Origin of the sequence: Paraburkholderia fungorum, assembly GCF_046027605.1 — a bacterium.
GTDB lineage: Bacteria > Pseudomonadota > Gammaproteobacteria > Burkholderiales > Burkholderiaceae > Paraburkholderia > Paraburkholderia fungorum_F.
In genome coordinates, this window is sequence record NZ_JAQQEF010000008.1 from 115,915 (window position 1) to 141,538 (window position 25,624).

The 25,624-nt window shown below is 63.7% G+C and carries 21 protein-coding genes, 1 tRNA gene and 1 pseudogene; 15 read left to right on the top strand and 8 right to left on the bottom strand.

Annotated elements, in window-relative coordinates; genetic code table 11:
• Positions 1 to 334: 334 nt before the first annotated feature.
• Positions 335 to 1,489 carry an exonuclease domain-containing protein gene (locus PQR53_RS15525; RefSeq protein ID WP_408455230.1) on the top strand — a complete coding sequence of 385 codons (1,155 nt, stop codon included), beginning with the start codon at positions 335 to 337 and terminating at the stop codon, positions 1,487 to 1,489.
• 196 nt (positions 1,490 to 1,685) lie between these two features.
• Here PQR53_RS15525 and PQR53_RS15530 read toward each other — a convergent pair whose 3' ends face one another.
• The 3 genes from PQR53_RS15530 to PQR53_RS15540 form a co-directional block, all read right to left on the bottom strand.
• On the bottom strand, positions 1,686 to 2,282 hold the full coding sequence (locus tag PQR53_RS15530; RefSeq protein WP_408455233.1) for a chorismate mutase: 597 nt from the start codon (positions 2,280 to 2,282) through the stop codon (positions 1,686 to 1,688).
• A gap of 282 nt (positions 2,283 to 2,564) precedes the next feature.
• Complete coding sequence (locus PQR53_RS15535; protein ID WP_165614451.1) at positions 2,565 to 2,714, bottom strand: hypothetical protein; 150 nt, start codon at positions 2,712 to 2,714, stop codon at positions 2,565 to 2,567.
• A gap of 558 nt (positions 2,715 to 3,272) precedes the next feature.
• Positions 3,273 to 5,948: an excinuclease ABC subunit UvrA gene (locus PQR53_RS15540; protein WP_408455630.1), complete on the bottom strand. Its 2,676-nt coding sequence runs from the start codon at positions 5,946 to 5,948 to the stop codon at positions 3,273 to 3,275.
• Between the two features lie 214 nt (positions 5,949 to 6,162).
• On the opposite strand from PQR53_RS15540, the gene PQR53_RS15545 reads away from it, so the two are divergent.
• Positions 6,163 to 6,366: a hypothetical protein gene (locus PQR53_RS15545; RefSeq protein WP_408455236.1), complete on the top strand. Its 204-nt coding sequence runs from the start codon at positions 6,163 to 6,165 to the stop codon at positions 6,364 to 6,366.
• Between the two features lie 83 nt (positions 6,367 to 6,449).
• Here the strand turns inward: PQR53_RS15545 and PQR53_RS15550 are convergent.
• The 5 genes and pseudogenes from PQR53_RS15550 to pepN form a co-directional block, all read right to left on the bottom strand.
• Positions 6,450 to 6,525, bottom strand: a tRNA-Thr gene (locus PQR53_RS15550).
• Positions 6,526 to 6,580: 55 nt separating this feature from the next.
• Entirely contained in the window at positions 6,581 to 7,597 is a 1,017-nt protein-coding gene (locus PQR53_RS15555) for a class 1 fructose-bisphosphatase (protein WP_179733687.1), read from the bottom strand.
• Positions 7,598 to 7,718: 121 nt separating this feature from the next.
• Positions 7,719 to 8,174: a HigA family addiction module antitoxin gene (locus PQR53_RS15560; RefSeq protein ID WP_408455240.1), complete on the bottom strand. Its 456-nt coding sequence runs from the start codon at positions 8,172 to 8,174 to the stop codon at positions 7,719 to 7,721.
• A 16-nt stretch (positions 8,175 to 8,190) separates the two neighbouring features.
• Positions 8,191 to 8,471 (bottom strand): annotated as a pseudogene (locus PQR53_RS15565) (type II toxin-antitoxin system RelE/ParE family toxin).
• Between the two features lie 205 nt (positions 8,472 to 8,676).
• A complete protein-coding gene (gene pepN / locus PQR53_RS15570) occupies positions 8,677 to 11,373 on the bottom strand; it encodes an aminopeptidase N (protein WP_408455243.1) in 2,697 nt (898 codons plus the stop codon).
• Between the two features lie 212 nt (positions 11,374 to 11,585).
• On the opposite strand from pepN, the gene PQR53_RS15575 reads away from it, so the two are divergent.
• The 13 genes from PQR53_RS15575 (at position 11,586) to PQR53_RS15635 (ending at position 25,624) form a co-directional block, all read left to right on the top strand.
• Positions 11,586 to 12,278, top strand: a complete 693-nt coding sequence (locus PQR53_RS15575; RefSeq protein ID WP_408455246.1) for a DUF4136 domain-containing protein — start codon at positions 11,586 to 11,588, stop codon at positions 12,276 to 12,278.
• A gap of 676 nt (positions 12,279 to 12,954) precedes the next feature.
• Positions 12,955 to 13,773, top strand: a complete 819-nt coding sequence (locus tag PQR53_RS15580) for a beta-ketoacyl synthase chain length factor (protein ID WP_408455248.1) — start codon at positions 12,955 to 12,957, stop codon at positions 13,771 to 13,773.
• A complete protein-coding gene (locus PQR53_RS15585; protein WP_408455251.1) occupies positions 13,757 to 14,551 on the top strand; it encodes a lysophospholipid acyltransferase family protein in 795 nt (264 codons plus the stop codon). Before PQR53_RS15580 ends, PQR53_RS15585 begins: the two co-directional genes overlap by 17 nt.
• Positions 14,526 to 14,825 carry a phosphopantetheine-binding protein gene (locus tag PQR53_RS15590; protein WP_408455254.1) on the top strand — a complete coding sequence of 100 codons (300 nt, stop codon included), beginning with the start codon at positions 14,526 to 14,528 and terminating at the stop codon, positions 14,823 to 14,825. The genes PQR53_RS15585 and PQR53_RS15590 overlap by 26 nt, the downstream gene beginning before the upstream one ends.
• 2 nt (positions 14,826 to 14,827) lie before the next feature.
• On the top strand, positions 14,828 to 15,079 hold the full coding sequence (locus PQR53_RS15595) for an acyl carrier protein (protein ID WP_020069032.1): 252 nt from the start codon (positions 14,828 to 14,830) through the stop codon (positions 15,077 to 15,079).
• Positions 15,079 to 15,741, top strand: coding sequence for a COG4648 family protein (locus tag PQR53_RS15600; RefSeq protein ID WP_408455257.1), 663 nt, complete (start codon positions 15,079 to 15,081; stop codon positions 15,739 to 15,741). Before PQR53_RS15595 ends, PQR53_RS15600 begins: the two co-directional genes overlap by 1 nt.
• Positions 15,738 to 17,450, top strand: a complete 1,713-nt coding sequence (locus PQR53_RS15605; RefSeq protein ID WP_408455260.1) for an ApeI family dehydratase — start codon at positions 15,738 to 15,740, stop codon at positions 17,448 to 17,450. The genes PQR53_RS15600 and PQR53_RS15605 overlap by 4 nt, the downstream gene beginning before the upstream one ends.
• Positions 17,450 to 19,246, top strand: coding sequence for a glycosyltransferase family 2 protein (locus PQR53_RS15610; protein WP_408455262.1), 1,797 nt, complete (start codon positions 17,450 to 17,452; stop codon positions 19,244 to 19,246). The genes PQR53_RS15605 and PQR53_RS15610 overlap by 1 nt, the downstream gene beginning before the upstream one ends.
• Positions 19,233 to 20,852 (top strand): HAL/PAL/TAL family ammonia-lyase, encoded by a 1,620-nt coding sequence (locus PQR53_RS15615; protein WP_408455265.1) that lies wholly within the window; start codon positions 19,233 to 19,235, stop codon positions 20,850 to 20,852. Before PQR53_RS15610 ends, PQR53_RS15615 begins: the two co-directional genes overlap by 14 nt.
• The gene (locus PQR53_RS15620; RefSeq protein ID WP_179733667.1) at positions 20,849 to 21,280 is read left to right on the top strand and encodes an acyl-CoA thioesterase; all 432 of its coding nucleotides are present in this window, start codon (positions 20,849 to 20,851) and stop codon (positions 21,278 to 21,280) included. Before PQR53_RS15615 ends, PQR53_RS15620 begins: the two co-directional genes overlap by 4 nt.
• Positions 21,268 to 21,960: a LolA family protein gene (locus PQR53_RS15625; RefSeq protein ID WP_408455269.1), complete on the top strand. Its 693-nt coding sequence runs from the start codon at positions 21,268 to 21,270 to the stop codon at positions 21,958 to 21,960. The genes PQR53_RS15620 and PQR53_RS15625 overlap by 13 nt, the downstream gene beginning before the upstream one ends.
• On the top strand, positions 21,960 to 24,443 hold the full coding sequence (locus tag PQR53_RS15630) for an MMPL family transporter (RefSeq protein WP_408455272.1): 2,484 nt from the start codon (positions 21,960 to 21,962) through the stop codon (positions 24,441 to 24,443). Before PQR53_RS15625 ends, PQR53_RS15630 begins: the two co-directional genes overlap by 1 nt.
• The gene (locus tag PQR53_RS15635) at positions 24,440 to 25,624 is read left to right on the top strand and encodes a beta-ketoacyl-[acyl-carrier-protein] synthase family protein (protein WP_408455275.1); all 1,185 of its coding nucleotides are present in this window, start codon (positions 24,440 to 24,442) and stop codon (positions 25,622 to 25,624) included. Before PQR53_RS15630 ends, PQR53_RS15635 begins: the two co-directional genes overlap by 4 nt.

Here is a 25,624-nt window from a genome sequence, read left to right on the forward strand (position 1 = left end):
CGCGTGCGTTGCCGGGCAGCCAGTTCGCCAAAAAGCCTTCGCTACGCGCGGGGCTTTTTTTATGGTCGTTCATCACCGTTACCAATCTGATGCTATTAACTATCTGGTCCGGATTAATCTGCAAAGGATGAAAGATAAAAGCGTGCTTTCGAAATTAAAAAGATCGACGTCGTAAAGATAGAATAATTTCCGGTTTTACGAACGGTTCATGGGTCGTACAGGGACTGCGGTCTTTACGCCGCGCAACACCCCGGCAAGACAATACTCGCCGGGTGCGCGGCGGCTAACTGGTGCATACTTGCCGCAAAGCCACGCGTCCAAAGTATTCCTTTCCATGTCTGAACAGTTTCTGCCGGAATCGGCCCTCGATGTGCCGATCGTCTTCGTCGACCTTGAAACCACCGGTGGCTCGACCAGCGAGCATCGCATCACCGAAGTCGGCGTGGTTGAAATAGGGCCGGCCGGCGTGTCGCGCTGGAGCAGCCTGGTCGATCCTCAGCAAGCGATTCCGTCCTTCATTCAGCAACTCACCGGCATCACGAATGCGATGGTGCGAGGCGCGCCGACCTTCGATGCCATTGCGCCGGCCTTGCACGAGCGCCTGAACGGCAAACTGTTCGTGGCGCACAACGCCAGTTTCGATCGCGGCTTTTTGCGCGGGGAATTTCGCCGGGCCGGACTCGCATTCGATCCGGACGTGCTGTGCACTGTGCGCCTGTCGCGCGCGTTGTTTCCGGCGGAAAAACGCCATGGGCTGGATGCGTTGGTGGAACGTCATGGTCTCGTGCCGTCCGATCGCCACCGCGCGCTCGCCGACGCCGATCTGATCTGGCAGTTCTGGCAACGACTGCACGGCGGTCTCGTGCCACTGGATGTTTTGCAGGCCCAAATCGAGCGCACCACCCGGCGCTACCGGCTTGCCGGCGACATCACTGAAGATCTGCTCGATACCGCGCCGGCCGGATGCGGCGTCTATGTGTTCTATGGAGAAGGCGATCAGCCGCTATATGTCGGGCGAAGCGTACGTGTGCGTCAGCGGTTGCGTTCGCACTTGACGGGTGAGCGGCGCTCGTCGAAGGATATGCGGCTCGCGCAGCAGGTGCGGCGTGTCGAGTGGCGGGCGACGGGCGGCGAACTGGGCGCCATGCTCGCGGAGGCGCAGTGGATCGCAACGTTGCGGCCTGGTCACAACCGGCTGCCGCGCGTCACGAAGAGCGATCCGGTCGATGCGCCCTGGCCGTTCGACGGTCCGATCGTATTCGAGGAGCGTGAGGATGCATTGCACGCGCGCGCTTTTCATGTTGTTGATCGATGGCGCTATATTGGCCATGCCCCTTCACTCGCGGAGGCGGGGGCGCTCCATGCGTCGAGCGCGGCGGGGCCGTTCGAGCTGTCGACCTATCGTCTTCTGCAGAGCCATCTGGCGCGTGGCTTGCGCGTGATGCCGCTGGGCGTCTCGAGCGGCTCGCCTGTGCCGAGCCTGGCTTAACACGGCTTTTGCGGAGTGTCCCACTGCTCAGGGCGGATTCAAGCTCCGCCTGAGAGCGGTGGAAGGCGCAGGTTCGCCCCATGCTGAACCGCTCAACCGCTCAACCGCTCAACCGCTCAACCGCTCAACCGCTCAACCGCTCAACCGCTCAACCGCTCAACCGCTCAACCGCTCAACCGCTCAACCGCTCAACCGCTCAACCGGTCGCGCCAACTCCACCGGCTTCGCACACATGGCCGAGAGCTCGCGTCAACGCGCTCGAACGGGCCGAGTCGTAGCGCGTCAGCGATTTCCAGTTAGCCAGTGATTGCGCGACACGCGACGGACAATCCTGCGCGGCACGCAGCGGTTGTACACGCGCGAGCCCGGCCACGAGTGATTGCGTCAACTGGTCCAACTGTGGCCTCGTGCTCGCGGCCAGATCGGGTGCGGGGCCTTCGGGCGGCCGCGTGCTGCGCCAACTGGCAAACAGCGCGTTTTGCACGTCCTTGCTCGCGTCGATCTGATCCTGGAAGAAGGCGCGTGCAAACGCCGGATCGACATTTGCGGCTACAGCACGCTTTTCGACGTCGGCGAGCAACGCATTCTCACGTGGCGTATCCGTAATCGCCTGATGGTTGGCCCACTTCCAGCGCGCAACGGGCTCCGCGAGGGCGAGGCGCTGCGAAGCCAGCGCTATCAGATTGGTAAGCGCGGTGTCGTCGCCATCCGCGGCGGCGGAGGCGGGCGCGAGCACAAGCGCAGCGAACAACGCGAGCGCGCATGACGCTCCAAAGCGATACGAGCGATTCATCGAGGGCAGGGGTGGCCGAACGGCCGCGGAAGAAAAACCAGAAGAATAGACGATGTGCCAAGCGGACGGGCCCGTGAAGCATCGAAAACAAAAAGCACAGCTTTAAGGCCGACCGTTAAAAAGCGCGCGCAATCGAACGCCAGGCAATGGCCCGTTGCCGCAGCGGTCAAATAACTCTGGCTCGCGTTACGAACGGCACGCAAGACGATCGTTGAGACGCGTGCGATCCTGCGCCGCGCGCCAGACGCGCGGACGCCGATGCTGCATCGCGCCATTGCACATTTACTTCGAGTCGCACGACTTGCGTTGTTCGTCGAAAAATGCGCGAACGTGTTCGGGCAGTTCAGCACCCAGAAACTCGACGCCAGCGGGTTCCGGATCCGGACTAAAAACTTTATCCGGGGTCGGAATTTTCGTTGGTTTGGCATCCATGATCATTCTCCTTTACAAACCGATTATCTGCCTCGGTCCCCGTTTTGCACCAGAGCCTGATGCGGCTCACAGGTTGTGTGTTGCTTTATCGGTACAGGCTCCCAGGGGAGCAGCATGTTTCAATAGAATTTATCGGTTGATTGCGCACAGCAGTGTTCGCCGCCAATCAAAACAGTCCGATATCCTTCGCTGTTCCCGTCTCAGCCTTGTCCCGCGCCTCTTCCGCGCATTATCTCTGTTGCATCACAGCAGCACCTGGTCATATGTGTCGATATGAACGAATCTCCACGGCTTTTGTGCACTGCCACATCGGAAGGATTTTCTCTGAGTTAGGCCGAACGTTCGTTAATTACCGGACGGTTCAGTGCCTTGATTCAGCCCCCGAATTATTTGTAAACGAACGATTGCGCGAATTCGTTGACGAGCAGGAATACTTTTTGAAGTTTTTTTGCAAATAAAGGGCGCCGCGTTCTGGACGAAACGCGGCGCTTTTCGTTGACGGTTTTTAAGTGTTCGGGGAAGCGCGGCGTCCGGTAAACCTCGCGCGCGGCTTCTACTTCAGGCCGCCAGCCATTGCTTCAGATAGGTGGCCGTGCGGCTTTCGCTGGCGCGCACCACTTCAGCCGGCGTGCCGCTTGCCACGATCGTGCCGCCGGCGTCGCCCGCGCCGGGGCCGACGTCGATAACCCAGTCACTTTGCGCGGCGACCCGCATGTCGTGTTCGACCACCACCACTGTATTGCCCGCATCGACGAGTCCCTGGAGTTGCACCATCAGCCGGTCCACGTCGACAGGATGCAAACCGGTGGTCGGTTCGTCGAGGATGTACAGCGTGTCGCCACGCTGCGCGCGCTGCAGTTCGGTGGCGAGTTTGATGCGCTGTGCTTCGCCGCCCGACAGTTCAGTGGCCGGCTGGCCGAGCCGCAAATAACCGAGGCCGATGTCGCGCAACACCCTCAGTGCGCGCATCACACCGGCTTCGTCGGCGAAAAAATCACAGGCGGTGTCGACGGTCAGGTCGAGCACCTCGGCGATGTTTTTATCGCGCCACGTGATTTCCAGTGTCTGCGGGTTGTAGCGGGTGCCGTGACAGGTCGAGCAGGGTGCATAGACGCTCGGCAGAAACAGCAACTCCACGCTCACGAAGCCTTCGCCCTCGCACGTCGGACAGCGGCCTTGCGCGACGTTGAATGAGAAGCGGCCCGCACTGTAGCGGCGCTTGCGTGCGAGCGGCGTGTCGGCGAACAGCTTGCGCACTGTGTCGAACAGGCCCGTGTAGGTGGCGAGATTCGAGCGCGGGGTGCGGCCGATCGGCTTCTGATCGACGCGCACGAGGCGGCGCAGCGTGTCCATGCCCTCGGCGATGTGGCCGCCGGTCAGCATCGTTTCGGTGGCGAACAGCGGGTCCTGTTCGTCCTCGTCCGGGCTTTCAATGATCCGTCCGAGGCGGGTTGCGACCAGTTCGGGCAGCGCCTGGCTCACGAGGCTCGATTTGCCGGAGCCCGACACGCCAGTGACGGTCGTGAAGCAGCCACGCGGAAATGCGACGTCGAGCCCATGCAGATTGTTGCGCGTGATATTGGCCAGGCGCAGCCAGCCGCCCGGCGAGCGCGGCGTGCGGTCGACGGGCGCGGGCGGCGCAAACAGATGCCGGCGCGTTTGCGACGCTTCGACCTTCGCGAGTCCAGCCGGCGGTCCGCTATAGACCACGTGACCGCCTGCTTCGCCGGCTGCGGGACCGACGTCGACCAGCCAGTCGGCGCGCCGCATCATCTCCAGATCATGTTCGACGACGAACAGCGAATTGCCCGCGGCCTTCAGTTCCTGTAGCGCGACGAAGAGCGCTTCACCATCGGCGGGGTGCAAGCCGGCCGACGGTTCGTCGAGTACATACACAACGCCGAACAACTGCGACGACAACTGCGTGGCCAGCCTCAAGCGCTGCAGTTCACCCGATGACAGCGTTGGCGTGCTGCGCTCCAGTGCGAGGTAGCCGAGGCCGAGATCGATCAGCGTCGTCAGGCGCTCAAGCAGTTCCGCTGAAATGCGCTGCGCGGCGACGCGTTTCTCCGTGGAGAGATTGGGCGTGCGCCGCACATCGGGCGATGCTTTGTGTGCGGAACCGCCCGCGGCGACCCGTTTGTCGACGGCGTCGCGCATCGCATGCCTGCTGAGCACGCTGCCTTTGCAGTCGGCGCCGGTCGCCGCATCGGGCCATTCGCCGCGCGCGATCGGTTCGAGAAGGGCCGCGAGCCGGGCGAGCGGCAACTGCGCGAATTCGCCGATGTCGAGACCGGCGAACTTCACCGAGAGTGCTTCTTTCTTGAGCCGTTTGCCATGGCAAGTCGCACAGAGGCTGCCGACCATGTACCGCGACACGCGCTTTTTCATCAGCGCGCTTTGGGTGTTCGCGAACGTGTGCAGCACGTAGCGGCGCGCGCCCGTGAAGGTGCCCATATAGCTGGGCTCTTCCTTGCGCTTGAGCGCGGCGCGTGTTTCCTTCGGCGTCAGGCCCGCGTAGACGGGCACCGTCGGCTGTTCGTCGGTGAAGAGAATCCAGTCGCGATCTTTCTTCGGCAAGTCGCGCCACGGCGTATCGACGTCGTAGCCCATCGTCACCAGGATGTCGCGCAGATTCTGTCCGTGCCATGCAGGCGGCCACGCGGCGATCGCGCGCTCGCGGATAGTCAGGGAGTCGTCCGGCACCATCGATTTCTCGGTGACTTCGTACACGCGGCCAAGCCCGTGACAAGTGGGGCAGGCGCCTTGCACCGTGTTCGGCGAAAAGTCTTCGGCGAACAACATCGGTTGCTTCGGCGGGTAGTCACCGGTGCGCGAGTACAGCATGCGCACGAGACTCGAAAGCGTCGTCACACTGCCGACCGTTGAGCGTGCGCTCGGCGTGCCGCGCTGCTGCTGCAACGCGACTGCGGGCGGCAGACCTTCGATCGAGTCGACTTCGGGCACGCCGACCTGGTCGATCAGGCGCCGCGCATAGGGTGCGACCGACTCGAAGTAGCGCCGCTGCGCCTCGGCGTAGAGCGTACCGAACGCCAGCGACGATTTGCCCGAACCGGAAACGCCGGTGAACACAACCAGCGCGTCGCGCGGAATTTGCACGTCGATGTTTTTAAGGTTGTGCTCGCGGGCGCCGCGCACGCGGACGAAGCCGGCGGGGGTCGGCGAATCGGATGCGGTCGGGGTCGGGCGGGGCTTGTTGCGGATGGCGTCCATGTCGATGATTAGTGGATAGGCGTGATGCCGGGCCAGCCGGGCGAACGTAGGTGGGGCCGCACGGAACATGCCCGGCGAAGTGGGGATGACCAGCCGATCGATGCGCGAGTTGCAGCCTATCATTGAAGCAATCCGCGGCGCACGGTGCGGTGGATAACGGACGCGCTGCGTCTGGCGCGGAAGATGGCAGTCTTCGCCCTTCAGAGAGTTCGTCATGGAAAACGCTGTCTACTGGAAAGGACGCCAGGTCGGAATCGAGTGTGCCGGCCGGATCTTGTGGTTTTCGTCAGCGCCGCGGGAAGCGGTTGTGGCTTATGGCACTGAGCGGGCCGAGAGCAACGTGATCGTTGAAGATACAGTGGTTGCTCGCAATCTTGGGATGACCGCGCGATACGATCGGTTGGATTTTGGCGGATGAGCAGGGGCTGTTGTGGTCGGTGAACGCAGCAGCGGAAAGCAAAAAGCCCAGTCACGAGGACTGGGCTTTTTGCTTGAATCTTGTGGTGCCGGAAAGAGGAATCGAACCCCCGACCTTCGCATTACGAATGCGCTGCTCTACCGTCTGAGCTATTCCGGCATCAGGAGAAACGAGATTATAGGGACTCTTTTAGGAACTTGGCAAGCCCTTGGAGTCAATTTTTTGTTTCGAGATGGTAGCGGGTGACGCGGTCCACTTCGTTCTTCGAGCCGAGGAACACCGCCACACGTTCATGCAGGCTTTTCGGCTGGATGTCCAGAATCCGCTTCTCGCCGTTGGTCGCGGCACCGCCCGCCTGCTCGACGATAAAGGCCATCGGGTTCGCCTCGTACATCAGACGCAGCTTGCCCGGCTTGTCCGGTGTGCGCTTGTCCGCCGGATACATGAAGATGCCGCCGCGGTTCAGGATACGGTGCACGTCAGCCACCATCGACGCGATCCAGCGCATGTTGAAGTCGCTCTGACGCGAGCCCTCCTTGCCGGCCTTCAATTCGCCGATGTATTTCTCGACCGGCGGATACCAATGACGCTCGTTCGAAGCGTTGATCGCGTACTCGCGCGTTTCGACCGGAATGCGCATCTCGCTTTGCGTGAGTACCCATGACCCCAGTTCGCGGTCGAGCGTGAAGCAGTTCACGCCGTTGCCGGTGGTCAGCACCAGCACGGTTTGCGGGCCGTACACCGCATAACCCGCCGCGACCTGCTGCGTGCCCGGTTGCAGGAACGACTGTTCGGTGGGCTGCTGGCCGTCCGGGCAGCGCAGCACCGAGAAGATCGTGCCGATCGACACGTTGACGTCGATGTTCGACGAGCCGTCGAGCGGATCGAACACCAGCAGGTATTCGCCTTTCGGGTAGTTGGCCGGGATCGGGAAGAACTGCTCCATTTCCTCGGAAGCCATGCCCGCCAGGTTGCCGCCCCATTCGTTCGCTTCGAGCAGAATTTCGTTCGACAGGATGTCGAGCTTCTTCTGCACCTCACCCTGGACATTCTCGCTGCCCGCCGTGCCGAGTGCATCGCCCAGCGCGCCTTTGCTGACGTGGTAGCTGATCGCCTTGCACGCGCGCGCGACGACTTCGATCAAAAGGCGCAGGTCGGCCGGCAGGTTGTTGGTCTCGCGCTGCTGCTCGATCAGGTACTTCGTGAGAGTGGTACGACGTTGCAAAGCCATTGCTGTACTCCGGGGGCTTGAGGAATGTCTCGATTTTAACCGCTCGCCGTGTCGGTTCCGTGCTTTTGACACGGAAGGGTGTGCGGCCGTGCTGCGAGGCGCCGCACGAGGTGGGCGAAATTCAGGCTTTGCGGCGCGCCTTGATGGCCGTGACGTTGCCGGTCAGGCTGGTGGCAAGCGCTGCGGCGCGGGCGTGTTCGGGCGAGACTTTCGGCATTTTCGGCCGGTCCGCCTTAGGCATTGGCTCAATCTCGCGTTCGATCTGCGCGCCGGCCGCCGCAGTGGCGATCCGCAGGTCGTAGCCGATCTGCAGGTTCAGCCAGAACTGCGCGCTCGCACCGAAGTAACGCTCGAGCCGCAACGCGGTGTCTGCCGAGATGGCGCGTTTGCCACGCACGATGTCGTTGATGCGCGGCGCCGGTACGCGCAGCGCAAGTGCGAGCGCATTGACGGACATGCCGAGCGGTTCGAGAAACTCGCTGCGCAGAATCTCGCCCGGGTGGATCTCCGGGATAGTTTCGCCGGTGCTGATGTCGGAGAAATCGATGCTGTCCAGATCGGAGCGTTTGATGACCATGGCGGTCTCCCCATATTCAGTGATAGTCGACAATTTCGACATTCAGCGCCTCCCCGTCGACAATATGAAAACAGATGCGCCACTGCGCGTTGATACGAATGCTCCACTGCCCGCTGCGCTGGCCTTGCAAGGCCTCGAGCCGGTTGCCCGGCGGCGCGTGCAGGTTGCGGATGACTCAGCGGCGTCGATCAGCAGCAGCTTGCGGCGTGCGAGCTGCTCCATATGAAGCGGCAGCGAATGCACGAACTTGCCCTGAAAGATTGCCGCCGTAGCCTTGTCGCTGAATGTTGTAATCATGGATGATATAACGCCTCGCGTTAAACGTAAACCGTTAAATGAGTGCGTTTACTTTCATCCTGTGGAACCGATACGAACAGTCGTCCAGATGGCCAACGTTGAGGTCCGCACGTTGCCTCGTGGCGACATCGCGGCGACATTCAGGACGAAAAAAAGCCGGCAATGAGTGCCGGCTTTTCGATGCGGGAACGCTTTCAGATGAGCGTCACGCCAACGCCTTCTCCACGATTTCGCGCACGTCGCGCGATTTCACCTGCGAAGCCACTTTCTCCAGCGCCGCGCGCATGCCGTCACGCAGCGTCGGCGTAAACCGGCGCCATAGTTCCAGCGAGCGGGCGAGGCGGGCGGCCACTTGCGGATTGATCGCGTCGAGCGCGATCACCTGGTCGGCCCAGAAGGCGTAACCCGAGCCGTCTTCGGCATGGAACTGCGAGGGATTCGCCGCGCAGAAGCTGAAAATCAGCGAGCGCGCGCGGTTCGGGTTCTTCAGGTTGAACGCCGGGTGCGCCATCAGCTTGCGCACGATCTCGATCACCGGACGCTGCGCGCTGCCGCGTTGCGTGGCTTGCAAGGCAAACCACTTGTCGATGACGAGCGGTTCCTTTTCAAAGCGCCGGTAGAAATCGTCCAGCGCCTGCTGCGCCTGAACGCTGCCGCCATTCGCCGCCGATGCGTTGAGCAAGGCCGAGAGCGCCGCCGAGCGGTCGGTCATGTTGTTGGCCGCGTCGTACTGCGCGGAGGCAAGCCGCACAGCCTCAGCCGGATCGTCCAGTTCCGCGAGATACGACAACGCAAGATTCTTCAACGCACGATGACCGGAGGCCTCAGGCGTTGCTTCGTACGCCCCCGGCGTGCGGTGCTTTTCGTACACGGCGAGCCAGTCCTTTTTGAGCGCATTCGCGAGGCGCTTGCGCACGAACTGCCGTGCGGCATGGACGGCCGCCGGATCCGATTCGGCCATCTGTTCGGCCAGATACGCTTCCGACGGCAGCATCAACGCTAACTCGCGGAACGAAGGCGAGAGCGTGTCATCGGTCAGCACGCGGGCGAACGCGGCGACCACCGAGTCGTCGAGTTGCAGCGGCACGCCGGTGGCGGCGCGCCCGGCGAGCGTCAGCAGCTCGCGCGTGGCGAGCCGTTGGCCGGCTTCCCAACGGTTGAACGGATCGCTGTCGTGTGCAAGCAGGAACGCCAGTTGATCGGCCGAATAGTCGTATTCGACGATCACCGGCGCCGAGAAATTGCGCAGCAGCGAGGGCAGCGGTTCCTCTGCGACGTTGACGAACGTGAAGGTCTGTTCGGTCTGCGTGAATTCGAGCACGCGCGTGGTCCCGTTGCCGGCCTGCGCTTCGCCTTCCAGTTGCAGCGGCAGATCCGCCCCGTTCTTGCCGATCAAACCGATCGCGAACGGAATCAGCAGCGGCCCCTTTTGCGTTTCGCGCGCGGCGGCTGCGCCTTCACCATAACCTTGCGTGAGTGTCACGCTGTAGCGTTGCTGCGCGGCGTCGTACTTCGTGCGTACCGAGACGCGCGGCGTGCCGGCCTGGCTATACCAGCGCTCGAATTGCGCGAGATCGCGGCCGTTCGCATCCGCGAGCGCGTGACGGAAATCGTCGCAGGTCACGGCCTGCCCGTCATGACGCTTGAAGTACAGGTCCATGCCCTTGCGAAAGCCGTCGCGGCCGAACAGCGTCTGATACATCCGCACGACTTCGGAGCCCTTCTCATAGACCGTCATCGTGTAGAAGTTGTTGATCTCGACGTAGCTTTCCGGCCGCACCGGGTGCGCCATCGGTCCCGCGTCTTCGGCGAACTGCATCTGGCGTAGCACGCGCACGTCTTCGATGCGCTTGGTGGCGCGCGCGGCTTCGTCTGTCGCACCGCCCGCCATGTCGGCTGAGAACTCCTGATCGCGGAACACCGTCAGGCCTTCTTTCAGGCTCAGCTGGAACCAGTCGCGGCAGGTCACGCGGTTGCCGGTCCAGTTGTGGAAGTATTCGTGGCCGACCACCGCCTCGATGTTCGCGAAGTCGGTGTCGGTTGCCGTTTCGGGGTTCGCCAGCACGTACTTCGTGTTGAAGATGTTGAGCCCTTTGTTCTCCATCGCGCCCATGTTGAAGTCGCTCACCGCGACGATCATGAAGCGGTCCAGATCCAGTTCCAGCCCGAAGCGCGCCTCGTCCCAGCGGATCGAGTTGATCAGCGAGTCCATTGCGTGACGCGTCTTGTCCAGATCGTGCGGTTCGACCCACACCTGCAACAGCTTTTCCTTGCCCGAACCGCTCTTCACGCGCTCTTCGAGTGCCACCAGCTTGCCCGCGACCAGCGCGAACAGATAGCTCGGCTTCCTGAACGGATCTTCCCAGCGCGCGAAATGGCGGCCGTCCGGCAGATCGCCTTGTTCGAGCAGATTGCCGTTCGACAGCAGCACCGGATAGTCAGCCTTGTTCGCGCGCAGCGTGACCGTGAAGGTCGCCATCACGTCCGGGCGGTCGAGGAAATAGGTGATGCGGCGAAAGCCCTCGGCCTCGCATTGCGTGAAAAAGTTGCCGCCCGACACATACAGGCCCGCCAGCGTGGTGTTCTCCGCCGGATTGCAGAGACTGGTGAGCGTGAGTTCGAAATTGTCCGGCACGTTGTCGAGCGTCAGACCGTGTTCGTGCGCGTGCGCGTTGGCGAACGGGGTGCCGTCGATCGCGGCGCCGACGAACTCGAGTTGTTCGCCCATCAGTTCGAGATTGGCGGCGCGGGACGCGTCCGGATTGCGGCGCACACGCATCGTATTCCTGACGAGGGTGCGTTCGGGGACCAGATCGAACTCCAGGGCGACGGTGTCGATCAGGAAGGCGGGCGGCGCGTAATCGGCGCGGCGGATCACATTGGGCGTTGCGGTATCGGCCATGGCGTTCTGTAGTGATGGGACTCGAGCCGTCAGGCGTGCTCATGGCGCGCGAGCCGGGCTTGTCGAGCCATTGTACAAAGGCTCGGCGGATCGTGCGGGGCGAACTTTTTACCGGATCGCCAGGTCAGCGTATTATCGGGCGCCCGCGCAGCAACGGCTGCGCGCAAACGAACCCGGTCGAGACTGGCAATAACAGGCACACGAGGCAGACCATGAAAATCGATCGATGGACCCGCCGCGCCACGCTGCTGCTGGCCACGCTGACGGTGCTGCTGTCCGGCTGCACGACCTACGTGACCACCCAGGTCACGGCGTTTTCCGACTGGAGCGGCAATGACGCTTCCCGTACTTACGCCTTCACGCGTGCGGCGGATCAGCAGAACAATCTCGAACTCAGCACGTACGAGCGCTTCGTCGGCAGCGAGCTCGCCACGCACGCGTTCCGGCAGGTCGACGCTTCCCAGGCGCGCTATCTCGTCGGGCTGTCGTACGGGATTCGCTCGGACATGGTGACGGTCGCGGAGCCGGTGTATTACAACCCCTGGCCGGCGCCGTACTGGGGCCAGCCGTTCGATCCGTGGGGCCCATGGGGCCCGTTCCCGACCGCGTACGTGAATCAGAGCTACCCGATTTTCACGCACCTGCTCGGCGTGCGGATCACCGAGCGTGCTAGCGGCAAGGAGGTCTATAAGGTGACGGCGCGCAACTCGGGCGGCGAGTCGTCGCTGGTGAGGGCCATGCCATATCTGGCGCGCAGCGCGCTGGCCGACTTCCCGCTCGGCAACGGCGTGGTCCATACCGTGAAGATTCCCATCGACAAGAACGGCGGAATCTCCAACGAAGTCGCTACGACGGGCGGCGCGGCTGCGCCGGCGTCAGCGTCGAGCGTGGAGGCTGTGCAGTAAGCGTTAAACCGTGGTGTCGAACAGCATGCGTTGCGGCGCAACAAAAAAACGGCCCGGCAGGCCATTCCTGCCGGGCCGTTTTGCTTCGCGAGCAACACGGCTGCCACCACGCCGCAGAAATCGTGAACGTGCGCGGGGAGGCTCACGGTCGCATCTGCGTCTCTTCACCCCTCTTCGCCAGGCAGAACCACCACGGTCGCGCAGAAGCCTTTAAATGTGCCGAAACGAAACAGCTATTTAGAAAGTTAAATGAAAGTATTTGCGGGTATTGGTGGTTGCGGCACTGTCGAGTTGGCCCGCAAGGCGCGGTGCGGGCAGGCTTCCAGACTCAACCCGGCCGCGCCAGGTGCCGCCAGGCCTGCGTTACGGCGTTGTCCAGTCATCCGTCGCACCTGCGATACGGATACAGATAGATACGTCTTTTGTGGCTGATTTAATTCAGAATATTCAGTATGATTCCGGCGACCATAGGGAGCCTGAGACAATCCTCCAGACCAATTGGCAAAGGCGCCTAAATTACCGGGCTCAAGTGCCGTTAAATTGGTGAACCCTACATAAGAAGATTGGATTGACCCCCGGCTGGAGACTTCCGCTCCGCGCGGCGCGCACGCTGTGACGGTCGAGTATTCCGTCAGGCGCCCTCAGCCTCTCCTCGCTTCTACGCGCGAACACCGATATGCCCGATCTGCACTGGATCATTCCGGTCGCTCGCTGGTCTAGCTGGCCTGCTGCCGCAACTGCCGCACCCGATATTGGCTTTATCGAGCCGATCGTGCGCCGTCGCCTGAGCACTTTGTCCCGCGTTGCCCTGAAGGTCGCGCATGATTGTGTGGCGCAAGACGACATCCGCGTCGTGTTCGCGTCGCGCCACGGCGAATTGCGACGTACAACTGAGATCCTGCGCGCCATCAGCGCGGGCGAGCCGGTCTCGCCGACGTCCTTCAGCCTGTCCGTGCTGAACGCAATGACCGGCGTCTTCGGCATCGCGCGCGGCGATCGTTCCGCTGCCAGCGCGATCTCGGCCGGTGCCGAGACGCTCGGCTACGCGCTGCTGGAGGCGTACGCGCAATATACGGCCCAGCCCGGCTCGCCGGTGTTGCTGGTGTACGCCGACGAACCGGCCGATCCGGCTTACGGCGCGATCGAAGACGAAGTGCAGGGCGGCGCGATCGCCATCCTGCTGGGCGGCGAAGCAGCGATGGGGCAACTGGAGTGCACGTTGTCTGGCGCAGGTGAACCGGAGTCAGCGAAGATCGCTGAGGAGGCAGGCCATGCAGGTGAGGCAAGCCACTCAGGCGAAGCAAGCCATGCAGATGATGAGGCAAGCCCAGTAGGCAAGACAAGCCACACAATCGAGCCAGGCGCGGCACTCCCTGCCGAAAGCTTCGCGACCCAGAGCCAGGCGCTGCTGCATTGTCTGGAAACGGGCAAGCCCGCCGTCTGGCCAGGCGCCGGCGCCGCCTGGCATTGGAGGTGGCATGAACGCGCGGCTTGACTACTTTTGGCGATTCTTCGCGACCGGCTTGGCCTTCGTGGTGTTCGGCATCTGCGGCCTGCTGTTTTCGGTCCTGGTGTTCCCGCTCGCCTGGCTGTGGCCGCATCGTGCGTCACGTCAGCTTGCGGTGACAACCGTGATCCACTGGTTTTTCCGCGCGCTCGTCGCGGTGTTGCAGCGTATCGGCGTGATGGAGCTCGAGGTGTCGGGCGCAGCGGCATTGCGCGACGGCGGCCCGGCGATCGTGGTCGCCAATCACCCGACATACCTGGACGTGATGGTGCTGTTGTCGCTCACGCCGCGTGCCTGTTGTGTGGTGAAAAACGCGCACTGGGGTAATCCCTGTTTTTGGGGAATCGTGCGTTCGGCGGAATATGTGAGCAACGCCGATCCCTCGGAGCTTGTCGAGGCCGGCGCGCGTCAACTCGCAGCGGGCTACACGATGATAATTTTTCCCGAAGGTACGCGCAGCCCGGCGCCGAACCGGCTGCACGCGTTTTCACGCGGTTTCGCGCACATGGCGTTGAAGGTCGGCGCGCCGATCGTGCCGGTGCTGATGGATTGCGATCCGCCGGCGTTCACCAAGCAGATGCGCTGGTACGACGTGCCGGCGCGCGCTTTTCGCATACGGGTGAACGTGCTCGCGCCGGTTGGCGTCGAGCGGCTTCCGGACCACGATACTTCACCGTCTCTCGCGGCGCGCAGTGTGACCAGCGCCATCGAAGCACACATTACTCAGCACTTGTTCGACTATGGATTCTTTAAAACTGGAAATTAAGCAGCTCCTGATCGAAGCCCTCGATCTGGAAGACCTGAGCCCGGCCGATATCGACGACGACGCCCCGTTGTTCGACACCGACGGCATCGGTCTCGACTCGATCGACGCGCTTGAGATCGGCATCGTGCTGCGCAAACACTATCAACTGACGATTGCAGCGAACGACGAACGCACTCGCGATCACTTCCGCTCGGTCAGCACGCTGGCCGCGCTGGTAGCGAGTCAACGCGAAGCGGTGCATGCTGTGAACGAAACCACAAAAAAAGGGGATTAATCGTGTCCGAGGCAGAGATTCTTGAACGCATCCGCGCCATCTTCAAAGAGAACTTCGCGATCGAGCCCGAGCGTGTGACGCCCGACGCGCATCTCTTCGAAGACCTCGATCTCGACAGCATCGACGCCGTCGACCTCGCGATCAAACTGCAGGAAATGACCGGCCGCCGTATCAAGCCGGAAGAATTCAAGTCGGTGCGCACGGTCGGCGACGTGATCGGTGCGGTCGAGTCCCTGCTGGCGGCACAAGGCTGATGCCATCCGTGCGCTCGCGAATGCAAGCGGCGGCGAGCCAGCCCGGCGAGGCATTGCCTGACACCGAACGCCATTGGGCCAAAACGGTGGTTCAGGTTCTGTTGAAACTCGCGTACCCCGCGTTGATTCTGTGTGCCTGGCGCTGGGACACGCCGCGCTACGTCGGCTGCATGCTGTTTGTTATTTTGTGGCTGCAACGCTGGGCCGGCAGCGGTCCGGTCGCGACTTCGCTGCGCCGGCTTTCCACCATCGACTGGACCGTGGTCGGCTTGCTGAGCTGCGCGTCGGCGGCTATCGTGTTCACCAACAGCGAGCTGCTGTTGCGCCTCTATCCGTCGCTCGTCAATCTGGGGCTGTTGATCGCGTTCGGCGCGACGCTCGTGCGCGGGCCGTCGATGATCGAAAAATTCGCCCGGCTGGGCAACCCGAATCTATCGCCGGGCGCCGTGCGCCATACGCGGCGCGTGACCCAGGTGTGGTGCGTCTTCTTTGCGCTGAACGGCGCGTTCTCCGCTTACACGGCGCTGTACTGGAGCCGCGCGAGCTGGTCGCTCTATAACGGCGCGATCGCCTATGGGCTGATCGGCGTGTTGCTGGTGGCCGAGGTCATCTGGCGTTATCTGGTGGTGCTGCCACGAGCCGCGCGTTCGGAGGCGGCATGATCGCGTTGCATGAGCTATTGTCGGCGAGCCATGAGGCTTGCGCCGTGAACGCGCCGGTATGCCGCGATGGCGCGACGGTGCTCGATCGCGCTGCGTTTCGCGCACGCGTCTCGGCGTTGGTCGCGTTGATCCAGATGCAAGACGCGCAACGCTACGCGTTATGTATCGACGATCCGTTCGATTTCGCCTGCGCGCTGTTTGCGTTGTTCGCGTGCGGCAAGGAGCCGGTGATTCCGGCCAATGCGACGCCGGGCTATCTCGCCGATCTTGCCGATGCGTACGACGCCGTGCTGACCGACGCCGACCTGGCGCATGGCGTGCGCAATGCCGGCGCGGATGCTGACAATACCCCCGCGCGAAGCCCCTCCCACACGATCGATCCGCACGCCGCGTTGACGCTCTATACGTCGGGCAGCAGCGGCACACCCAAGCCGATCCGCAAGACCCTTGCGCAATTCAATGCCGAAGTACACACGCTCGAAAAGCAGTGGGGCACGCTGGTCGGCAACGCGACGGTGCTCGCGAGCGTGCCGCATCATCACATCTACGGTTTGCTGTTTCGCGTGTTGTGGCCGCTTGCCGCGGGCCGTGCGTTCAACCGCGCGATCAGCATCGAGCCGTTGCATCTGCAAGCGCAGATCGACCAATGCGGCGCCACGGCGGTCGTCTCCACACCCGCGCAATTGTCGCGTTGGCCCGCGTTGCCGGGCTTCGCCGCATTGACGCCGGCGCCGCGCGCCTTCTTTTCTTCAGGCGGCCCACTCGCCGTGGAAGCCGCGCAGGAATACGCGACGGCCTACGGCGCCGCGCCGATCGAAATCTACGGCAGTACGGAAACCGGCGGCATCGCGTGGCGGCGTCAGGATCAGATCGATGCCTGGCAGGCCGTGACCGGCATCGAGGTACGCTGCGACGAAGATGGCGCGCTGAACGTTCGCTCGCCGCATCTCGATCACGACGGCTGGCATCGTACTGACGACAAAATTGCGTTCGATGCCGACGGCCGCTTCCGCCTGCAAGGGCGCCTCGATCGCGTGCTCAAGCTGGACGGCAAGCGCGTGTCGCTGCCGGAGCTCGAAGCGCGGCTGGCGTTGCATCCGTATGTCGCAGAGGCGGCGCTCGTGCCGCTGGCAGGCGCCTCGCGCGAGCGCGTCGGCGCCGTGGTGGCGCTGACCGAAGCGGGCAGCGACGCATTGCGCGGCGAAGGCCGCGTGTTGCTCGCGAAAACCCTGCGCCGGCATCTCGCCGCGTATTTCGACCTCGTAGTGTTGCCGCGTCATTGGCGTTTTCGCCTCATGCTGCCGTTCGACGCGCGCGGCAAACTGCCGGCGGCTGCGGTTGCCGCGGCCTTCGAGGCACGCGCGGACGGGGTGGAAGTGCTCGCCGAAACCCGTAGCGCCGACACGCTGCACTACGAACTGCGCGTGCCGCCTATGCTCGTGCATTTCGCCGGCCACTTCCCCGGTCTGCCGATTCTGCCGGGTGTCGTCCAGGTTCACTGGGCGATGCATCTGGCCACCGAACACGTGCCCGCCGTGCGCGCGCTGGCATCGATCGACCGGCTCAAGTTCATGGCGCCGGTGCCGCCGGGCGCGGTGCTGAATCTCACGCTCGCCCACGACGCCGAGCGTCGGCGCGTGCAGTTCGCGTACCGCTTGAGCGGCCGTGAATGCGCGTCGGGCGTGATCGTATATCGGGAGCCGGCGTGATGAGCTTCGCCCCGTGCATCGTCATTCCGATTTACAACCACAAGGACGCGATTGGCGCGACCGTTGCCCATCTCGCGGTGCACGGCTTGCCGATCTTTGTCGTCGACGACGGCAGCGATGAGGCGACCCAGCAGGTACTCACCGCGTTGGCGCGGCAGTACGCCGGGCAGCTCACGCTGCTGCGGTTGCCGGTCAACGGCGGCAAGGGTGCCGCTGTGATGGCGGGACTGCGCGCCACGCGCGCTGCGAACTACACGCATGCGCTGCAGATCGACGCCGACGGCCAGCACGATGCGGCCGACGTGCCGCGTTTTATCGAAGCGGCACGCGCCGAACCGGCCGCGGTGATCCTCGGCCGCCCGGTCTACGACGAGAGCGTGCCGAAAGCGCGCCTCTACGGCCGTTATCTGACGCACGTGTGGGTGTGGATCGAAACGCTCTCGCTGACGATTCGCGATTCGATGTGCGGCTTCCGCCTCTATCCGCTTGCGCTGGCCTGCGAGCTGATCGACAGCGTGCAGTTGCCGACGCGCATGGATTTTGACATTGAAATTCTCGTGCGCCTGCACTGGCGGCGTGCGACGTTCCGCTCGATTCCGACGCGCGTCACGTACGCATCCGATGGCGTCTCGCATTTCGACGTGCTGTGGGACAACGTGCGCATCAGCCGCAGTCATACGCGGCTGGTCTTCGGGATGCTGTGGCGTCTGCCGATGTTGCTCGCGCACAAGGTGATGCCGCGCCGCTCGACGGTGGCGAGCATGCCGGGCGAACAGGGCGAACCGGCCGAATCCGCAGAATGGATTCGTCCGGGTGAACCAGGCACGCCGGCCGAACCAGGCGAACTGCCCGCCCAGGACTGGTGGCGCATCGCCGAACGCGGCAGCCATCTGGGCATGTCCTTGCTCGCACTCAGTTGCAAGCTGTTCGGCCGCCGTTTCACCGCGCTCTGGCTGCATCCGATCGTCGCGTATTTTCTGCTGACAGGCCGCGCCGCGCGCGAGGCATCGAGCAACTACTTCACGCGTCTTGGCGAAGCCGCGCCGCACGGCAATACGCCGCGTCCGGGCTGGCTATCCGCCTATCGGCACATGCTCGCGTTCGCGCAATCGGGCTTCGACAAGCTCGCCGCCTGGTCCGGCCGCGTCAACAACGCCGACGTCGAATTCGAAGATCCTTCGGCATTCAAAGCGTTGGTGGCGAGCGGCAAAGGCGCCCTCGTGATCGGCGCGCATCTCGGCAATCTGGAGATGACCCGCGCGCTCGCCGCGCAGGGCGGCTACGCCAAGGTCACCGCCGTGGTCTACACCGAACACGCGCGGCGCTTCAATAGCGTGCTGGCGTCGGCCAATAGCCAGTTCGCGCGGCATCTGCTCGAAGTCAGCGACTTCGGTCCCGAGACCGCGATGATGATGCAGGAGCGTGTGGATGCGGGCGAGCTGCTGGTGATCGTCGGCGACCGCGTGCCGGCACACGAAGCAGGCCGCACGACCGAAGCGCAATTTCTCGGCTCGACTGCCTCGTTCGCGCAAGGCCCCTACGTGCTTGCGCATGCATTGGGCTGTCCCGTCTATCTGTTCTTCTGCCTGAAAGAGCACGACGGTTATCGTCTGTATTTCGAGCCGTTCGCCGAACGCATCGAGTTGCCGCGCCGCGATCGTGCGCAGCATCTCGCCGCATGGGCGCAGCGTTACGCGGCGCGGCTCGAACATTATTGTCGCAAGGCACCTTATCAATGGTTCAATTTCTTCGATTTCTGGGCCAGCCCCAAGCGAGGCGTACATGGCCGAACATGATCTGATCGATGCGCCGAACCTCAGCGCGAGCGGGAACGCAACAGCAACCACGGCGGCGGTGACGATCGGCGGCCGCAGGCTGACGATCGAAGAGGTCGTCGCGATCGCGCACCATCGCGCGCCGGTCGCATTGAGCGCCGATCCGGCGTGGCGTGCGCGCATCCAGCGCGGCGCCGATTTCCTGCGCCGGCATCTGGCGGCGGGCGCCACCGTGTACGGCGTCAACACCGGTTACGGCGATGCATGCGTGGTCGACGTGCCGATGGAACTGATCGAAGCGCTGCCGCTGCAACTGACGCGTTACCACGGCTGCGGCATGGGCCAGTATCTCGACGACGGGCAAACGCTCGCAGTGATCGCCGCGCGGCTCAATTCGCTGGCCTACGGCTTTTCTGGCGTGCGCCCCGTGTTGCTCGAACGCCTCGCCGATCTGATCAATCATCGCGTGTTGCCGCGCATTCCGTCGGAAGGCTCGGTCGGTGCGAGCGGCGATCTGACGCCGCTCTCGTATGTGGCCGCCGCTCTGGCCGGCGAACGCGATGTGATGTTCGAAGGCACGCTGCGCAACGTGCGTGACGTGTGGACCGAACTGGGGTCTACACCGTTGACGCTCGCACCGAAAGAAGGCCTCGCACTGATGAACGGCACCGCGGTGATGACGGGCCTCGCCTGTCTCGCGTTTGCGCGTGCCGATCATCTGACGCGTCTCACCGCGCGTCTCACGGCGCTCTCCACTGTTGCACTCGACGGCCGCGCCGCGCACTTCGACGCGATGCTGTTCGAAGTGAAACCGCACGCCGGGCAGGCCGAAGCCGCCGCGTGGATTCGCGACGATCTCAGCGGGCGCGACGATACGCCCGGGCATCGTCTGCAGGACCGCTATTCGATTCGCTGCGCGCCGCATGTGATCGGCGTTGCGCGCGATGCGTTGTCGTGGGTGCGCCGCGATGTCGAGAACGAATTGAACAGCGCGAACGACAACCCGCTGATCGATCCGGACAACGAGCGCGTGCTGCACGGCGGCAACTTCTACGGCGGCCATATCGCGTTCGCGATGGATTCGCTGAAGGTCGCGGTCGCCAATCTCGCCGATCTGATGGACCGGCAGCTCGCGCTGCTGGTCGACGTGAATTTCAACAATGGCTTGCCGCGCAATCTGTCGGGCGCGGCGCCCGCGCGTGCCGCGATCAATCATGGTTTCAAGGCCGTGCAGATTTCATCGTCCGCGTGGACGGCCGAAGCGTTGAAGAACACCATGCCCGCGAGCGTCTTTTCACGTTCGACCGAGGCGCACAATCAGGACAAGGTCAGCATGGGCACGATCGCCGCGCGCGACTGTTTGCGTGTGCTGGAATTGACCGAGCAGGTCGCGGCCGCCCATACGTTGGCAACGGTGCAAGCTGCCCGTCTGCGCCTGAAGATCGACGGCGCCACGCCGGTTCCCGCGCCTCTGCAAGCGTTCATCGACAGCGTGACGGCGCAATCGCCGTTCGTCGACGAAGACCGCGCTTTGGAAAGCGACCTGCGCGCACTGACCGCACGCATCGCCGCGTGCGAGTTGTTAAGCGACTATCCGGGCGACCGTCGCGGAGGCCCGAACGCATGACCGGCTCCCCTAAGGTGCTGACAGCCAGCGCGACGGTCGAAGTGCCGTTTCACGACGTTGACGCGATGAACGTGTGCTGGCACGGCCATTATCTGAAGTACTTCGAGATCGGCCGCGCGGCGCTGTTACGTGCCTTCGATTACGACTACCGCGAGATGCAGGCCTCGGGTTACCTGTGGCCGATCGTCGAAGCCCATCTGAAGTATGTGCGCCCGGCCATCTACGGCCAGGCGCTCGAAGTGCGTACGGAACTGCTCGAACACGAAAACCGCCTGAAAATAGGCTATGAAATTGTCGATTGCGCAACCGGTACGCGGCTGACCAAGGGCTACACGATCCAGGTCGCGGTCAATGCCGCGACGCAGGAATTGCAGTTCGTGTCGCCGCCGGTCGTATTCGAAAAGCTGGAGCGCGTATGGGAACGATGAACCTGCGCGGTGTGGCGGCGGCCGCGTTGCTCGCATTAGGCACGCTGACCCCATTGGGCGTATCGGGCCTGGCAGCGTGGCCGACGGCGGCGTTTGCGGCAGAACCCACGCAAGCCGCCGGCAACCCGGCGCTGGTCTCGCAGATTGCCTCGCATCTTGCTCAAGCCAAAGGTGTCCGCGCGCAATTCACACAAACGCAAACGCTCGCCGCGATGAAACAGCCGCTCGTCAGCACGGGCTCGCTGCTGTTCTTCCGCGATCGTGGCGTGATCTGGCAGATCGACACGCCCTACAAAGCCACCTACATCATCACCGATGCGGGCGTCGCTGAGGTCAACGCCAACGGCCAGCGCGTGACAACGCATAGCGCCCAAGGCGCGCGCGGCGTCGCGCAAGTCTCGAAGATGATGCGCGCGATGCTCGGCGGCGATCTGTCGGCGCTCTACTCGCAATTCGACGTGCAGGCTGAAGGCAGCGCCGCGCAGTGGCGCATGCAACTCACGCCGAATCAGCCGCAGATCGCGCAGTCGATCAAGGGTTTGCAGATGAACGGTGGCGACTATTTGCAGAGCTTGCGCATCACGCTCGCGAACGGCGACATCACGAAGCTCGACTTCGCGAAGAGCGCGGCGGTCACCGAACCGACGCCGGCTGAGCGCAGTTTGCTCGGAGCGCAGTAATGCAGGTGCTGCAACAGCGGTCCGCGAAACAGGCATGGGGCGTGCGCGCCGCGTGGCTGCTGCTCGCGCTCGCCGCCGCGCTGTATTGCGGTTGGCGATTCGCGGGACCGTCGCCGCTGCAGACTAACCTGCTGGCCTTGCTGCCTGCTACGGAAGCGGATCCGGTTGCCGAAAAAGCGGTCGATACGCTGGCGAGCGCGCTGGGTGATCGCACGGTTTTTCTCGTCACCAGCAACGACGACGCGCACGCGAAGGCGGCAGCAAAACAACTCGGCGCCTCATTGCAGAAGAGTGGGGCGTTTGGTTCGGTGACGGCTGAATTGCCGCCGTTCGATCTGTCGCAGATCGCTGCGTTGTACATGCCGTACCGCTTCGGTTTGCTGGCGCCCGCTGACCGTGTGGCGCTGGCGCAGAGCCATGTCACCCGCCCCGCAGCAAGTCTGCCTGCGGGATTGCGGGACGCGCTCGCGCAGCGCATCTACAGCCCATTGCGTGGCGGCTTGACCACGCCGCTCGCCGACGATCCGTTCGGCTGGCTCGAACACTGGCTCGGCGGGTTGCCGCTCGCCACGTCGAATCTCGAACTCGAAGACAACATGCTGGTGTCGCATCAAGGCGCCGCGACCAGCGTACTGATCGTCGCCGCGCTGCCGGGCTCGGCCTACGAATCGAAAACGCAGCACGCCGTACTCGCCGCGCTTGCACGAAGCGAAAGCGCGTTGAAGCAGGCCTTCCCCGATGTGTTCGTGGCGAGAACCGGCGCGGTGTTCTACGCGGAATCGGCACGCAGCGCGTCGGAACACGAGGTTCACCTGATTGGCGTCGCGTCGCTGTGCGGGATCGCGCTGTTGATGATGTGGGTGTTCCGCTCGCCGCGTCTGTTGCTGCTCGGTTTCGTTTCGACGGCGCTCGGCATTGTCTGCGCGCTCGCAGTGACGATGCTGATATTCGGTCAACTGCATCTGTTGACGCTGGTGTTCGGTGCGAGCCTGATCGGCGAAGCGGTCGATTATTCGATTCAGTATTTCGTGGTCTATCTCGGCGCCGGGCGCGATTGGGATTCACGCCGCGGCGCGCGCGCGGTGCGTCCGGCCTTGACGGTCGCGCTTGCCACCAGCCTGCTCGGCTACGCGATCCTCACGTGGGTGCCGTTCCCCGCGCTCAAGCAGATTGCCTGCTTTGCGATGGTGGGTATCGGGACGGCCTTTGCCTCCGTGCTGTCATTGTTGCCCGCGCTGTTGACGCGCGCGCCGAAGCGCAGCCCGCAGCGCCTGTTCTCCGGCGCGGCGCGAGTGCTGACGGTATGGCATCGCACGATCGGCGGCAGGCGCGCATGGTTGGTCGCGGCGCTGTTGCTGATCGTGGCCATTCCCGGCTGGCTGCGTCTGACGAGCGACGACGATATCCATCTGCTGATCCAGCGTGATCCTTCGCTGGTCGCGCAGGAAGACAAGGTGCGCGCGGCGGTTGGCGTCGATAACAGCGCGCAGTTTTTTGTGGTGCGTGGGCAGACGCCGGAGACCGTGTTGCAACGCGCCGAAGCGCTGGGCAAGAAGCTCGACGCGTTGAACGGCACGCCGAACAGGATTGGCAGCTATCAGTCGGTGGCGCAATTCGTGCCGTCCGCGAAACAGCAAAACGCCGACCGTGCGTTGCTCGCGCAGCACGTATTCAACGATCCCGCCGCATTGCGCGCCACGCTGCTGCAGGCGGGCTTTAAAGACGAAGTCGCCGATGCCTGGCTCGCCGCGTATGCGAAACCGCAGCCGCTGCTCACGGTCGACACGTGGCTCGCCGCGCCGTGGTCGCGGCCGTACAAGCACTTGTGGCTGGGCGAAGTCGATCCGGCCACCAAAGCCTATGCGGCCGTCGTGATTCCACAAGGCGTGACGCCGCAGAACGCAGCCGCGCTGATCGCCACCGCGCAGGCGGTGCCCGGTGTCGTATTCGTCGACAAGGCGGCGAGCGTGTCGAAGCTGTTCGGTGCGTATCGCGTGGACAGCGGCTGGTGGCTCGCCGGCGCGCTCGCACTCGTGCTCGTACTGCTGACGCTGCGTTACGCCCCGAAGAAAGTCGCCTTGGCAGGCGCCCCGCAGGAAGTCACCGTGTGGGACCGCGTGCGCGGCGGCATCGCCGTAACGCTGCCGGTTCTGCTCGGCGTCGGCGTCACGCTCGCCGTGTTCGGCTACGTGCGCGTCCCGCTCAATCTTTTCAACTGGCTCGCGCTGATGCTGGTGCTCGGTGTTGGCGCAAACTACGCGGTGTTTCTGCGCGAAGGCTGTTTGCGCCAGGACGCCGATCTCGGCGCGGTGTGGACCGGCGTGCTGCTCTCGGCGGCCACCACGCTGTTGTCGTTCGGCATGCTCGGCATGAGCGCGATGCCCGCGCTGAAGAGTTTCGGTGCCACGCTCGCGCTCGGCATTGCCGTATCGGTGTTGCTCGCGCCGATCGGCATGCCAACGGAATCAAGGAGGGCCGCATGAAGGCGCCATCAGTTTATTTGCACGCGCTCGGCATGATCAATGCGCTCGGCGGCGACCTCGATGCGATCGTCCCGGCGCTTGCCGCAGGTCGGGCACCGGGCATGACGAACGCGCACACGGGCATCGGCGAGGCATTTGTGGGCAGTGTGCCCACGCCGCTCGATCTGGCGCCGCGCGCCGAACTCGCACGCTACGACTGCCGCAATAACCGCTTGCTGCTAGCCGCGCTGACGCAGATCGAGCCCGCCATCGCTGCGGCGCGTGAGCGCTACGGCGCGCATCGGATCGGCGTGGTGCTCGGCACCAGCACCTCGGGGATCGAAGCGGCCGAAGCCGCGTTCGTCTATCAGGCGCAAGCGGGCACGCTACCCGCCAACTTCGATTACCGGCAGGTGGAGATCGGTGCGGCCGCGCCGTTCGCCGCCGCCACGCTCGGCGTGCACGGTCCGGCGTTCACGATCTCGACGGCCTGTACCTCGAGCGCGAAGGCCTTTGCGTCCGCGCGCCGGTTGTTGCAATTGCGGCTGTGCGATGCGGTGGTGGTGGGCGGCGTCGATTCGCTGTGCGAGTTGACGGTGCAAGGCTTCGCATCGCTCGAATCGACCAGCAGCACGCGCACCAATCCCATGAGCCGCAATCGCTGCGGCATCAACGTCGGAGAAGGCGCCGCCCTGTTTCTGATGAGCCGCGAAGAAGCGGCCGTGAGACTCGCGGGTGTCGGCGAATCGAGCGATGCACATCATATTTCGTCGCCGGATCCGGAAGGTGTGGGCGGCGAACTCGCATTGCAGGCGGCGCTGGCCGATGCGGGCGTCGCGTCCGCCGAAGTCGATTATGTGAATCTGCATGCCACCGCCACACGCAAGAACGACGAGATGGAAGCGAAGCTGATGGCGCGGGTGTTCCCCGACGGCGTCGCGACGAGCGGCACCAAGCCGCTGACCGGACACCAGTTGGGCGCGGCGGGCGCCACCGAACTCGCCTTCGCATGGTTGACGCTCGCGCGTGACGACGTGCCGCTGCCGCGTCATCTGTGGGACGGCGATGCCGATCCCGCTTTGCCGGTGCTGGATCTGGTCGAGAGCGAGCGTTTTCTGCCGCGCGGCGCGGGCTCGCAGTACGTGATGAGCAATTCCTTTGCGTTCGGCGGCAGCAATGTCAGCCTGATCCTTGGACGGTGA